Source organism: Rathayibacter sp. PhB179, assembly GCF_004345345.1.
Taxonomy (GTDB): domain Bacteria; phylum Actinomycetota; class Actinomycetes; order Actinomycetales; family Microbacteriaceae; genus Rathayibacter; species Rathayibacter festucae.
Genome location: NZ_SLVD01000003.1, coordinates 12,133 through 23,809 on the forward strand (window position 1 = coordinate 12,133; position 11,677 = coordinate 23,809).

Sequence of the window (11,677 nt, forward strand, 5' to 3'; positions counted from 1 at the left end):
TTGCGGGCCACACTGGGGGGATGCGTATGATGCTCGCCACCGCCGGCACCCGGGGCGATGTGGAGCCGTTCGCGGCCCTCGCCCGGAAGGCCGTCGCCCGCGGTCACGAGGTCCTGCTGGCCCTGCCCGACGACGCTGACGCCCCCGAGGGCGTGGACACCGTGGCCCTCGGGCTGGACGCTCGGCGGGTGCTCTCCCCCGCCGGCCGCACCCCGTGGGCGCTCGCGAACCACCTGCGCCGGGAGGTGCGCCCCGCGATGCGGCGGATGCTCGCCAGCGCGGTGCGGGAGACGATCGCCTTCGAGCCCGACGTGGTGGTCCACCATCCGCTGATCCTCAGCGCGCCGATGGCGGCGGACGCGCTCGGCGTGCCTCGCGTGCTCGTGGAGTTCGCGCCGGTGGCCACTCCGAGCGAGCGGTTCCCCGCCGCCGGCGGTCCCACGGCCACCCGCGACCTGGGCGCCTACAACCGGCACACCTACGCCGTGCCGCGCAGCGCCGCCCGGCTCTTCGAGGCCGACGTGGCCCGTGCCGCCAGCGAGCTGCCGGGCGGTCGTCGTCCGGAGCACCGGTCGCCGTCGCGCGCGACGCTCATGGCGGTGAGCCCCGCGCTGCTGCCGCGTCCCGACGACTGGCCGGAGCGGGTGCATCAGACGGGGGCGTGGTTCGCGGAGTCGGCCGCGTCTCCCGACCCGGTGGTCTCCGAGTTCCTGGCCGGCGGACCCTTCCTCGTCGCGTCGTTCGGCTCGATGCCGACCGGAGACGCCTCGCTTCGCGGGGACGCGATCGTCACGGCCGCCCGCGCCCACGGCCTGCGGGTGCTGCTCGTCACCGGGTGGGGCGGACTCGCGCTGCCGGCCGAGTGCCGTGGCCCGGACGTGCTGGCGGTGCGGTCGGCGCCGTTCGACGCGGTCCTGCCGGGCGCCGCGCTCGCCGTGCACCACGGCGGGGCCGGCACCTCGCACGCCGTCGCCCGGGCCGGCGTGCCCGCCGTCGTCGTGCCCGTCACCGCCGACCAGCCGTTCTGGGCCGCCCAGCTGCACCGGCAGGGTCTCGCCGCCGCACCGGTCCCGCTGCGCCGCCTCTCGGCCGGAACCCTCGTGCCCGCGATGACCGACGCCCTGTCGCGCCGGGAGCGCGCTGCCGAGGTGGGCCGTCTCCTGCGGAGCGAGCACGGGGTCCAGCGGGCGGTCGAGGTGCTCGAGGCGCTCTGACTCAAGGCGGCCCGGTCGAGGACCGCGCGGAGGATCGGCTCGTGGACAGCGACAAGACCGAGGGCGATTCTCGGTGACCTGAGTGAAGACGACGGCGCGGGTCCGCCCGGAAGAATGGACGCGTGGATCAGGACAGCGTCAGCATCTCCTCCGAGCTCGCCCAGGTGTCGTCGCACTGGACGCCCCGGGTCGTCGGGCAGGTGAACGACCAGTACGTGAAGGTGGCCCGGCTCCTCGGCGAGCTCGTCTGGCACTCGCACGACGAGGAGGACGAGATGTTCCTCGTCGTCTCGGGCCGACTGCGCATCCAACTCGAGGACCGGCCCGACGTGCATCTCGCTCCCGGGGAGTTCTTCGTCGTCCCGCGCGGCGTGCGGCACAATCCCGTGGCCGAGGAGGAGGTCGAGATCGTGCTGATCGAGACCGTCACTACCGCACACACCGGCGACGTCGTCGTCGCCGGCACCGTGCCGATCGCCGCGCAGCTGAGCGGCTCCTCCCAGCCCGGGACCTGACCGCTCACTCGACGCGGGCGGAGCGGCTCGGCGGCGGTCCCTTCCCAGGACGGTCGCCGTCGGACCGCTCACGCTCCGTGTGCGCCGGATCCGCGCGGCGAAGGCCGACCCCCGGGGACGCGGCCGGGCAGGCGTCCGTCGGGCTCCACCCCGGCAGGGCCGGCCCGGGCTGCTCGCTCGAAGCGGGCGCCCCCCCCTGCTCGACGCCGTATTCCGATCGCCGGGACTCCGCCCGGGTGTACTCTCTCCTCATCTGAGGTAAAAAGCAGTCCGCGCTCGTCCGCGGTCTGTGCGCACACGCGGCATCGAGTGATCCGCCACTTCTTCCCCGTGAAGGAGTGCGCCCATGGTGATCGACGCCCCCGATCCGCCCCGCGAGGCACGGCCCCACGCCGCCTGCGCGAGGACCGGATCGCCCTCACCGGCCGGTCGGCCGCGCCCCTGCTCGGGATGCTCGACAGCTCGATCCTCACCGTCGCCCTGCCCACCCTCGGCCGCGACCTGCACGCGTCGACCGCGGGCCTCCAGCCGGTGACCGGCGCCTCCTCGGTCGAGACCGGCGGCCGCCGTCCTCGCGGGGACCGGCTTCGTGATCCGTCAGCGCACCGCCCGACCTCCTCCGCTTCCAGGACGCGATCACCGTCGCCGCCCCGACCCTCGCTCTCGCCGCCGCGGTGCTCGTCGCCGCCGGCGCCCTCCGTTCCCGCACCACCTCGACCCAGGAGACCACCGATGTCCGACACCCTCACGCCGCCGCCCTTCGACCCCGAGCTCGCGACCTTCCTCGACCGGCTGCAGGAGCGCGGACCCTTCACCCTGACCACGGCGATGCTCCCGCGCATGCGCGAGCTGGAGACGACGGAGCAGGAGCTCGACGACGCACTGCGCGCCCGCGGCCTCGAACGGCGCACCGTCACCGTCCCCGGGCACGACGGTGATCCGATCGACCTCGGCATCCTCCGGCGCGCCGGTCGCACCGGCACCGCCCCCTGCTTCTTCACCATCCACGGCGGCGGCATGATGTTCGGCCACTACCTCGGGAACCTCGACTCCTACGACGACTGGCTGCTCACCCACGACGTCGTCCTCGTCACCGTCGACTACCGCCTCGCCCCCGAGCACCCCGATCCCTACCCCGTGGAGGACTGCTACGCCGGTCTCGTCTGGACCGCCGAGCACGCCGACGCACTGGGCGTCGACCCCGACCGCATCGTCCTGGTCGGCCAGAGCGCCGGTGGCGGACTCGCCGCGGGCACCGCCCTGCTCGCGCGCGACCGCCGGGGACCGTCGATCCTGGCCCAGATCCTGATCTCCCCGATGCTCGACGACAGCGATTCGACCGTCTCGACGAGGCAGATCGACGGGATCGGCGTCGCCGACCGAGCCATGACCCGGTTCGGCTGGGACGCCTACCTCGGCGCCCGGCGCGGCGGCGAGGACGTCTCCGTCTACGCCGCGCCTGCACGAGCCGGCGATCTGTCCGGACTCCCCCAGGCCTACCTCGACTGCGGCAGCGCCGAGGTTTTCCGGGACGAGACGGTCGCCTACGCGAGCCGCCTCTGGGAAGCCGGAGTCCAGGCGGAGCTCCACGTCTGGCCCGGAGCGTTCCACGGCTTCACCAGCATGATGCGCGGCGCCGAGCTGTCCCGCGCCGCCGTCACCGCGCTGGCCCGGTGGACGACCCGCCTCCTGGAGGGACGACCGTGAGCGGCGAGCGGGCGGGGCGCTGAGCGGTTCGCGCGCCGCCCGTCCGCCGGGTCGGGCCGCGTCCCGCAGCGCGCGCCCGTCCTCCGCGGGGACTGCGACCTCAGGGGGAGGCTCGCGCCGAGCCCCGCGGCTACCGTGAAGGGATGGCTTCGAACGAGAATCCCGCCTCGCCGGTCGCGGTCTGGTACTTCGTGGGGGCGACGTTCGTCGCCGCCCTGCCGATGATCCTGTTCCCAGATCTGCCCTGGCCGCTGCGCCTGTGCAGCATCGCGCTCGCCCTCGCGCTGATCGCGGGCGGCGGCGCGCAGCTGCGCCGCGAGAAGCGCGGCGCCGACCGCGGCGTCGACCAGCCGCCCGAGGCGTAGCGCCGGCTTCCGCAGCAGTTGAGCGCCGCCGCGCGGAGCTTCTCGGGGTCGAGAGCGTCGACTCCCTCGTCCCGGACCCTCTCGACCCCCCTGTCCGAGACGACCGGGGCGGGGCGGATGATGGTCGGGTGAACCGCACCGATCGTCTCTACGGGCTCGTCGAGGAGCTGCGAGCGGTCTCGCCGCGGCCGCGGAGCGCACGCCGCCTCGCCGAGCGGTTCGAGGTGTCCGTGCGGACCATCGAGCGGGACCTGTCCGCGCTGCAGCAGTCCGGACTGCCGATCTGGGCGGAGCCGGGCCGGACGGGCGGCTACGTCATCGACGCGTCCGCGACCCTCGGCCCGGCGGGATTCACACTCGACGAGGCCCTCGCCGTGCTGATCGGCCTCAGCGCGCTGGAGCGCAGTCCCTTCCGGCACGCAGCCCGGACCGCTGCCCGGAAGACGCTCGCGGTCCTGCCGGACGGGGAGGCCGCCCGTGTCGGCGCGGTCGCCTCGCGGGTGCACTTCCTCGAGAGCGAGGAGGAAGCGGTCGTTCCGGCGGAGTTCGCGACGGCCCTCCGAGCGGATCGGGTCGTCCGGCTCCGCTACCGGGACAGCAGCGGTGCGGAGTCCGTGCGCGAGGTCGAACCGCTGGGCTCGATCGGGAAGGAGGAGCACTGGTACCTGATCGCCTGGTGCCGGCTGCGCGAGGGGGTCCGCGCGTTCCGCGGCGACCGCATGCTGTCGGTCGAGGTGACCGAGGAGCGGACCCCGCAGCGCACCCTCCGAGCCGAGGACCTCGCGCTCCAGTACGGACGGCTGCGGTCCGTCCTCGACGGCTGATCCGGCGCGCGGATCTCCCGGAGACGCCGACGATCGCCGGAAACACCGACAGGACGGTGTCGCGACGACCGACGAGCCTGGTGCGACGGCCTCACCCTCACCGGCCTCACCCTCACCACTGAAGGAGCTCCATGTCGTTCACCTCCCTCCGCATCGTCACCGACGACCTCGAAGGCCTCGTCGCCTTCTACGAGAAGGTCATCGGCCGGCCAGCCGAGCGCCCGGCGCCGGTCTTCGCGCAGTTCACCGGAGCGGGCGCGACCCTCGCCATCGCTCACACCGCGACGGTCGGGATGCTCCACGGCGCCGTCGCCCCTGCGTCGAACCACTCCGTCCTGCTCGAGTTCGAGGTGGCCGACGTGGACCGCGCCTTCACCGAGCTCGGACCCGGGAGCGAGGACGTGGTGCTCGCGCCGACCACCATGCCGTGGGGCAACCGCTCCGCCCTCGTCCGCGACCCGGACGGCAACGTCGTCAATCTGTTCAGCAGGCCCGCCCGCCCCGGACCTCCTCCGACGCCCTCTTCCGGACATGACCGCTAGCGCCGGAATCGAACCTCGAGGCGCGCATTCTCCGCGCCTCGACGACCGACCACTCATCGGACGCCGGAAGCATGGACGCGCCCGCCGCCCGAGACCGCAGACGAACAGGACAGTGGAAGCGGCGACGTGACGGAAGGATCCGTGTCCGTATCAGCAGTTCACCGGGTGGCGGGGCGGCGGCCGGCCTCACCCTTCAGGAGGCGTTCCGCCGCACTCTCGACACGACACCGATGGCCTACCTCCGGCGGCAGCGGCTCGAGCGGGTCCGCGAGGAACTGCTCGTCGCCGCGCCGGGAGCTGTCAGCGTGACCGAGGTGGCCACTCGATGGGGGTTCATCCACCTCAGCCGATTCGCCGCCGGCTATCGCGCAGCGTTCTCCGAGAACCCCTCCGACACCCTCCGCTCGCAGCGCGCGTCGAGCAGAGGCCGACGTCACAGCATGGGCAGCCGGCGCGGTCGCGGGCCGCGGGGGAACGCGGCGTCGATCCGGTCGAGTTCGGCGGTGCTGAGCTTCAGCGCGCCCGCCCCTGCATTGTCGGCGGCGTGCGCGGCGGTGGAGGCCTTGGGGATGGCGAAGACGGCCGGCCGGCGCACGAGGAAACGCAGTGCGACCTGCCGGACGCTCGCACCGTGCTCCGCCGCGATCTGCTCCAGCACGCGGCCCCCCGGCGTCCGCGGATCGGGGAAGCGGTCGTGACCGAAGGGACTGTACGCGACGACGGCGACGCCCTGCCGCTCGCACCACGGGAGCACGGCGTGCTCGATCGCGCGCTCCTCGAGGTGGTACAGCACCTGATTGCAGGCGAGGTGTCCTTCCCCGCCCGACCGCCAGGCCTCCTCCAGATCGTCGACATCGAAGTTGCTCACGCCCCAGGACCGGATCTTGCCCTGCTCGCGCAGCTGCTCGAAGCCGGCGAACGTCTCCTCCAGGGGGTGCGAGCCGCGCCAGTGCAGGAGGTAGCAGTCCAGCGTGTCGGTGCCCAACCGCGTCAGCGTGCGCTCGCACGCCGCCACCACTCCGGCACGCGAGGCGTTGCTCGGGAGCACCTTCGAGACGAGGAAGACCTCGTCCCGCCGGCCGTTGATCGCCGCACCGACCACCGGCTCGGCGTCGCCGTACATCTCGGCGGTGTCGATGTGCGTCATGCCGCTGTCGATCCCGTGACGCAGCGCGGCCACGGCGGTCGGGCGGTGGGCATCGTCGATGTACCAGGTGCCCTGCCCGATCACGGAGACCTCCGACGGAGGGCGGCCGAAGGGGCGGTGCTCCATGAGCGTCGTCCTGCCGCGCCTACGCGGGCTGCTTCTCGGCGACGACATCGACCTCTTCGACGGTGGGCTCCCCGAACAGGACCCCGGTGTTCTCGCCGAGCGCTCGGCCGACCTCGCCCGACAGGTGCGCCTGGCGCCCGGAGTCGTCGGGGAACGCGTCGAAGATGCCGAACGACGTGGGTCCGAACTCCAGCGCGAACCACCGGACCGTCTTCGGCTCCCCTTCCACGATCGTCAGCCCCTGGTTCAGGAACGCCCGCAGGTCGTCCGCCTTGCCGGGCATCGCCTCCAGACGGACGAGGAGTGCCTTGCTCACCTGGGTTGCCATCATCGGTCTCCCTTGCTCATTCGGGTCGCCATCATCGGTCTCCCTTGCTGGTCGGCGCAACCGGCACTGGATCACGTCCACCCGGTGACGGAACCGCCCCTGCTCCTCGGATGGAGCTGGGGGCGGTTCTCCGAGGGTCAGGGTCGGAAGACCGCCCGCACGCACCCGTCGGTCTTCTCCTTGAACATGGCATAGCCGGCGGGGCCGTCCTCGAGCGGCAGGACGTGCGTGGCGAGGTGCTCGGTGACGATCTCGTCCCGCGCCATCCTCTCGAGGAGCATCGGGATGTACCGGTGCCCGTGCTGCTGAGCGGACCGGAGCGTGAGGCCCTTGTTCATCACCGCCCCCAGGGGGAACTTGTCGACGAAGCCGCCGAAGACGCCCAGCACGAAGACGCTGCCGCCCTTGCGCGCGGCGAAGATCGCCTCACGCACGGCGGTGGGCCTGTCCGTCTGCAGCCGCAGCTGCTGCTTCAGCTGGTCGTAGGCGAAGTCGGGTCCGTCGCGGTGCGCCTCCATGCCGACCGCCTCGATGCACACGTCGGGACCGCGTCCGCCCGTCAGCTCGCGGAGCTCGGCCGTCACCTCGCTGGTCTCGTAGTTCATGGTCTCCGCGCCGATGACCTGCTCGACCTGGGTCAGCCGCTCCTGGAAGCGGTCGATCACGATGACGCGCTCGGCGCCGAGCAGCAGCGACGCGCGCGCCGCCATCTGCCCGACACCGCCGGCGCCCCAGACCGCGACGGTGTCTCCGGGCCGGACGCCGCCGAGGTCCGCTCCCATCCATCCGGTCGGAGCGGCGTCGGAGGCGAAGAGCGCCCGCTGGTCACTGATCCCGTCGGGAACGGGGAAGGCGCCCTGGTCCGCGTACGGCACGCGGATGTACTCGGCGTGGCTGCCGGCCCACCCGCCCAGCGCGTGGGAGTAGCCGTAGTAGCCGCCGGGCGCCTGCCCCCAGAGCATCTCGGGGATCCCCGCGTTCGGGTTGCCGTTGTCGCACAGGGAGTAGAGCTCGTTGCGGCAGTACCAGCACTTCCCGCAGCTGATGAACGAGCAGACCACGACACGGTCGCCGACCCGGTGCTTCGTGACGGCGGATCCGACCTCGACGATCTCGCCGATGAACTCGTGCCCGAGCACGTCGCCCGCTCGCATGGTCGGGACGTACCCGCCGAGCAGGTGGAGATCCGAGCCGCAGCTCGTGCTCAGGGTCACCTTGACGATCGCGTCCTGAGCGTTGAGGATCCCGGGATCCTCGACGGTCTCGACCGAGAGCTCGTTCACTCCGGTCCAGCACAGAGCCTTCACAGCACACCCTCGCCCTTCGCCTCGTCCTCTGCCTTGTCGACCGCGCCACCGAGCAGGGTGCGCGGTCGTTCTCCGTGCGGTCTCGGGGTCGCCCGCAGGACCTCACCCGTCTCGAAGATCTGCTTGGCGTCGCGCAGAGCCGCGCGCAGCGCCTTGCCCGGGTCGTCGCCCACCCCGGCATCGGCACCCTCGCGGACCCGGGCGTGCACCTCGAAGCCCTTGTCCCCGGGGGCCGGATCGATCCGGATCTCGAGCAACTCCGCCAGACGCGCCAGCGGCTCGGGATACCCGCCGACGGCGAAGTCTTCGGCGTCGCCCAGCACGGTGACGGCCTTCCACCCCTGGGGATGCGCTCCGTCCCCGTCCGACTCGCGCTCCTTCTTCACCAGGGTGCGGGCGACCAATCCCGCTGCGACGCTCACGACACCGACTCCGACTGCCGCAGCCGCTCTTCCGGCCATGATCACGCCGCCTTTCCGGGCTTGAGGACGACCTTGGTCCAGCCGTCGTCGCGGTTGTCGAAGTGCTCGTACGCGTCCGGTGCCTGCTCGAGCGGCAGCTCGTGACTGACGAGGAACGACGGCGTCGCCTTGCCCGCGGCGATCAGGTCGCGGAGCCGGCGGTTGTACTTCTTGACGGGCGCCTGCCCGGTTCCCATGGTCTGGCCCTTGAACCAGTGCAGGCCGATGTCGAAGGCGATCCGCCCCTCCTTCGCTAGCTCGTCGGGGCCGCCGGGATCCTGCGGCACGAAGACGCCGACGGTGCCGATCCGCCCGGTGAAGCGCACCGACTGGACCAGGCGGTTCAGCGTGAGGTTCGGCTGCTCGTCGCCGTCGGGGTCGTGCGCCTGATAGCCGACGCACTCGCAGCCGTTGTCGGCGCCGAGCCCCATCGTGTGCTCCAGCACAGCCTCCACGGGATCGACCTTCGAGTCGTCGATCGCGATCGCGCCGAGGGACTCCGCCAGTCGAAGACGATCCGGATGCCGATCCACGACCATGACTCGGCTCGCACCCTTGATGGTGGCGGACAGCGCGGCCATCAGGCCGACGGGGCCGGCACCGTAGATCACGGTCTGGTCCCCCGGCTTCACCCCCGCCATCTCCGTCGCGTGGTAGCCGGTCGGGAAGATGTCGGCCAGCATCACGTAGTCGGCGGACTTCTCCTCCGCGTCCTCTCCCAGGCGGAGGCAGTTGAAATCGCCCCAGGGCACCCGCAGCAGCTCGGCCTGGCCGCCGGCCCACGGTCCCATGTCGGCGAATCCGTAGGCCGCACCGGCCCACTCGGGGACGGGCTGAGCGGTGAGGCAGTAGTTGGTCAGCCCGCGCTCGCAGTTCTTGCAGTGCCCGCACGCCACGTTGAACGGCAGGACGACGTGGTCCCCCACCGCGACCTTGTCGACGCCGTCGCCGACCTCGATCACCTCGCCCATGTTCTCGTGACCGAACCACCGCCCCGTCTCGAAGCTGGTGCGCCCCTCGTACATGTGCAGGTCGGACCCGCAGATGTTCGTGGTCGTGATGCGCACCAGCACGTCGGTGGAGCGCTCGATCCGCGCATCCGGGACGTCTCTCACCGCGACCGTGCGCGGCCCCTCGTAGACGACTGCTCTCATGCTCGTTTCCCTCCCGTGCGCGACGTGCTCTCGAACGCTCCGCGGCCCGGTCGACCGCGACACGCCCATGTCACGCCCTGCGGAGAGGGGAGCACCATCGGCAGACCTGCCGATGCGGTCTTCCGCAGAGGGGGTGCCCTTGAAGGGGCTCCTGGTGGTACCCCAGTAGCAACGGTCTTCGGACAATCCCTTCGTTTGCCCTGCCCCCGGTCCTGAGGTGGTCGAGTCCCGTGTCACGCACTGCTGCGCTCCAGCTCGCCGAGACGGCCGCGCGCCCCGGCCCGGTCCGCGAGCGTGCTCAGGCGATGCTGGACGAGCTGCACCACCACCTCCCCTTCGACGGCGCGTGGCTGGCGCTGGCCGAGCCGAACGGCACGGGGTACCGCTCGGTCGCGAGCACCGACCTCGACGAGTCCTGCGTCCGCTACCTCAGCGGTCCGCAGATGGCGCACGACATCGAGAGGACCGGTGCCGATCGCGAACGGCCCCCCACCAGCCTGTCGGACGTCCCCTACTCGCCGCGGGACCTGCAGACCTGGGCGGAGTGCCTGCTCCCCGCGGGATTCCACGAGACCCTGTCCGTCGCCCTGTTCGAGGACGGGGGCCGGCACGTGGGCTTCATGACGGTGCTGTTCCGGAGTGCGGAACCGCCGTCGTCGGCGATCCGCCGACGCCTCGCTCGACTCCTGCCGACGCTCACCTCGGGAATCGACCCCGTCCGCTCGCTCGCCGCGTCGGCCTCGGTCGTCGGCGGAGCCGGAGCAGGCGTGGTCCTCCTCCCCGACCACGGCGTCACCTCCCTTCCGGGCCTCTCCGCGGACGAGCTGCTCACCGCCGATTCGGCTCTGATCGACGCCGCGAGGGAGGCCCTCGCCGAAGGGCAGAACTACGCCTCGTTCCTCTGGCCCCGCGGACGCCGGAAGTCGCCGGACGGCTACGTGCGGGTGACGGTGCTGGCCTGCGAGAGAGAACTGGCCGCAGTGACCCGCGGAGTCGTCGTGCTCTCCCCCGCGACACGCCTGCGGGGCCTGACACCGCGGGAGCTCGAGGTGCTGGGCCACGTGATCGAGGGGTGCTCCAATCTCGAGATCGCCCGGGCGCTGAGAGTCGCTCCCCGCACGGTCGCCGCTCACCTCGAGCACATCCTGGTCAAGCTGGACGCCACGTCGCGCACGCTCGCCGCCGTCCGCGCCGAGCGCGCCGGCCTCTACGTCCCCCTCTCGCGAGCCCGGCGGGGGTGAGCTTCGCGCAAGGCATCACTGCGATGCGCGACCGGACGACGAACCACCGTTCAGAAAGGAACCGTCATGTCCCACCTGTCCGTCAAGGCCGGTGTCGCCGCACTCGTCGGGGCAGCCGTCGCGGCGATCACCGCGCTCCTCGGTGTCCCCGATCTGTCGCCTCTGCTCGGCTGGGCGATCGCCGCGGCGGTGTTCCTCGTCTGGGCCTGGTCGACGGCGTGGCCGGCCGACCCCGAGCGCACCCGCGACCTCGCCCGCCACGAGGACCGGTCCCGGAAGCTGGTCGACTCGCTCATCATCGCCGCCACCTTCCTCAGCCTCGTCCTCGTGGTCATCGCACTCCTCCGCAGCCAGCAGAAGGACCCCGTCGGATCCGCGGCCGCGATCCTCGCGGTCGTCGGGGTCGTCGCGGCCTGGGCGCTCATCAACACCGTCTACGCCTTCAAGTACGCGCGCATGTACTACCTCGACGACCGCCACCGCTTCGACTTCGACCAGGACGAGGACCCGTCCTACAGCGACTTCGCCTACACCGCCTTCTCGATCGGCATGGCCTACAGCGCGAGCAACATCACCCAGTCCTCCACCCCCTCACGCCGCATCGCCCTCGCCCACGCCCTGCTGTCCTACTTCTTCGGCACCTTCGTCGTCGCCGTCGCCATCAACCTGATCACCGGCCTCACCCAGGGAGGGTGAGGAGCGCGGTGTTCGAGGTCGAGAAGGAGCGACGGTCGGCCGCGGACCGA

Annotated in this window: 13 protein-coding genes and 1 pseudogene; 9 read left to right on the forward strand and 5 right to left on the reverse strand. The window is 72.0% G+C overall.

All coding sequences use genetic code 11. The features are described 5' to 3' along the window. Nucleotides 1-29 precede the first annotated feature (29 nt). From EDF43_RS07185 to EDF43_RS22505, 7 genes and pseudogenes are all read left to right on the forward strand, one after another. Entirely contained in the window at nucleotides 30-1,214 is a 1,185-nt protein-coding gene (locus tag EDF43_RS07185; protein ID WP_243646248.1) for a glycosyltransferase, read from the forward strand. Nucleotides 1,215-1,336: 122 nt separating this feature from the next. Then, the gene (locus EDF43_RS07190; protein WP_165909044.1) at nucleotides 1,337-1,729 is read left to right on the forward strand and encodes a cupin domain-containing protein; all 393 of its coding nucleotides are present in this window, start codon (nucleotides 1,337-1,339) and stop codon (nucleotides 1,727-1,729) included. 732 nt (nucleotides 1,730-2,461) lie between these two features. Further along, nucleotides 2,462-3,436 carry an alpha/beta hydrolase gene (locus EDF43_RS07195; RefSeq protein ID WP_132436112.1) on the forward strand — a complete coding sequence of 325 codons (975 nt, stop codon included), beginning with the start codon at nucleotides 2,462-2,464 and terminating at the stop codon, nucleotides 3,434-3,436. Between the two features lie 143 nt (nucleotides 3,437-3,579). After that, nucleotides 3,580-3,801 carry a hypothetical protein gene (locus tag EDF43_RS07200; RefSeq protein WP_132436113.1) on the forward strand — a complete coding sequence of 74 codons (222 nt, stop codon included), beginning with the start codon at nucleotides 3,580-3,582 and terminating at the stop codon, nucleotides 3,799-3,801. Nucleotides 3,802-3,929: 128 nt separating this feature from the next. Next, the gene (locus EDF43_RS07205; protein WP_132436114.1) at nucleotides 3,930-4,625 is read left to right on the forward strand and encodes a WYL domain-containing protein; all 696 of its coding nucleotides are present in this window, start codon (nucleotides 3,930-3,932) and stop codon (nucleotides 4,623-4,625) included. Nucleotides 4,626-4,756: 131 nt separating this feature from the next. Further along, a complete protein-coding gene (locus tag EDF43_RS07210) occupies nucleotides 4,757-5,167 on the forward strand; it encodes a VOC family protein (RefSeq protein ID WP_123735643.1) in 411 nt (136 codons plus the stop codon). Nucleotides 5,168-5,238: 71 nt separating this feature from the next. Then, a pseudogene (locus tag EDF43_RS22505) lies at nucleotides 5,239-5,559 on the forward strand (helix-turn-helix domain-containing protein); the annotation flags it as partial. 41 nt (nucleotides 5,560-5,600) lie between these two features. Here the strand turns inward: EDF43_RS22505 and EDF43_RS07220 are convergent. From EDF43_RS07220 to EDF43_RS07240, 5 genes are all read right to left on the reverse strand, one after another. Next, nucleotides 5,601-6,440 carry an aldo/keto reductase gene (locus EDF43_RS07220; RefSeq protein ID WP_132436115.1) on the reverse strand — a complete coding sequence of 280 codons (840 nt, stop codon included), beginning with the start codon at nucleotides 6,438-6,440 and terminating at the stop codon, nucleotides 5,601-5,603. Between the two features lie 19 nt (nucleotides 6,441-6,459). Then, nucleotides 6,460-6,723, reverse strand: coding sequence for an antibiotic biosynthesis monooxygenase (locus EDF43_RS07225; RefSeq protein WP_347812541.1), 264 nt, complete (start codon nucleotides 6,721-6,723; stop codon nucleotides 6,460-6,462). A gap of 182 nt (nucleotides 6,724-6,905) precedes the next feature. Next, the gene (locus EDF43_RS07230) at nucleotides 6,906-8,075 is read right to left on the reverse strand and encodes a zinc-dependent alcohol dehydrogenase (protein WP_132436116.1); all 1,170 of its coding nucleotides are present in this window, start codon (nucleotides 8,073-8,075) and stop codon (nucleotides 6,906-6,908) included. Further along, nucleotides 8,072-8,479 carry a hypothetical protein gene (locus EDF43_RS07235; protein ID WP_132436117.1) on the reverse strand — a complete coding sequence of 136 codons (408 nt, stop codon included), beginning with the start codon at nucleotides 8,477-8,479 and terminating at the stop codon, nucleotides 8,072-8,074. The genes EDF43_RS07230 and EDF43_RS07235 overlap by 4 nt, the downstream gene beginning before the upstream one ends. A gap of 59 nt (nucleotides 8,480-8,538) precedes the next feature. Then, entirely contained in the window at nucleotides 8,539-9,690 is a 1,152-nt protein-coding gene (locus EDF43_RS07240; protein WP_132436118.1) for a glutathione-independent formaldehyde dehydrogenase, read from the reverse strand. 230 nt (nucleotides 9,691-9,920) lie between these two features. Here EDF43_RS07240 and EDF43_RS07245 point away from each other — a divergent pair, with 230 nt between their 5' ends. Together EDF43_RS07245 and EDF43_RS07250 are read left to right on the forward strand one after the other, a co-directional pair. After that, nucleotides 9,921-10,931 carry a LuxR C-terminal-related transcriptional regulator gene (locus tag EDF43_RS07245; protein WP_132436119.1) on the forward strand — a complete coding sequence of 337 codons (1,011 nt, stop codon included), beginning with the start codon at nucleotides 9,921-9,923 and terminating at the stop codon, nucleotides 10,929-10,931. Nucleotides 10,932-10,997: 66 nt separating this feature from the next. Continuing rightward, nucleotides 10,998-11,627, forward strand: coding sequence for a DUF1345 domain-containing protein (locus EDF43_RS07250; RefSeq protein WP_132436120.1), 630 nt, complete (start codon nucleotides 10,998-11,000; stop codon nucleotides 11,625-11,627). Nucleotides 11,628-11,677 lie beyond the last annotated feature (50 nt).

Excerpts from the sequence above, each read along its gene's own strand:
- EDF43_RS07185 (WP_243646248.1), top strand. The coding sequence starts at position 30 with ATGCTCGCCACCGCCGGCACCCGGGGCGATGTGGAGCCGTTCGCGGCC.
- EDF43_RS07195 (WP_132436112.1), top strand. The coding sequence starts at position 2,462 with ATGTCCGACACCCTCACGCCGCCGCCCTTCGACCCCGAGCTCGCGACC.
- EDF43_RS07200 (WP_132436113.1), top strand. The coding sequence starts at position 3,580 with ATGGCTTCGAACGAGAATCCCGCCTCGCCGGTCGCGGTCTGGTACTTC.
- EDF43_RS07210 (WP_123735643.1), top strand. The coding sequence starts at position 4,757 with ATGTCGTTCACCTCCCTCCGCATCGTCACCGACGACCTCGAAGGCCTC.
- EDF43_RS07220 (WP_132436115.1), bottom strand. The coding sequence starts at position 6,440 with ATGGAGCACCGCCCCTTCGGCCGCCCTCCGTCGGAGGTCTCCGTGATC.
- EDF43_RS07225 (WP_347812541.1), bottom strand. The coding sequence starts at position 6,723 with ATGCCCGGCAAGGCGGACGACCTGCGGGCGTTCCTGAACCAGGGGCTG.
- EDF43_RS07240 (WP_132436118.1), bottom strand. The coding sequence starts at position 9,690 with ATGAGAGCAGTCGTCTACGAGGGGCCGCGCACGGTCGCGGTGAGAGAC.
- EDF43_RS07250 (WP_132436120.1), top strand. The coding sequence starts at position 10,998 with ATGTCCCACCTGTCCGTCAAGGCCGGTGTCGCCGCACTCGTCGGGGCA.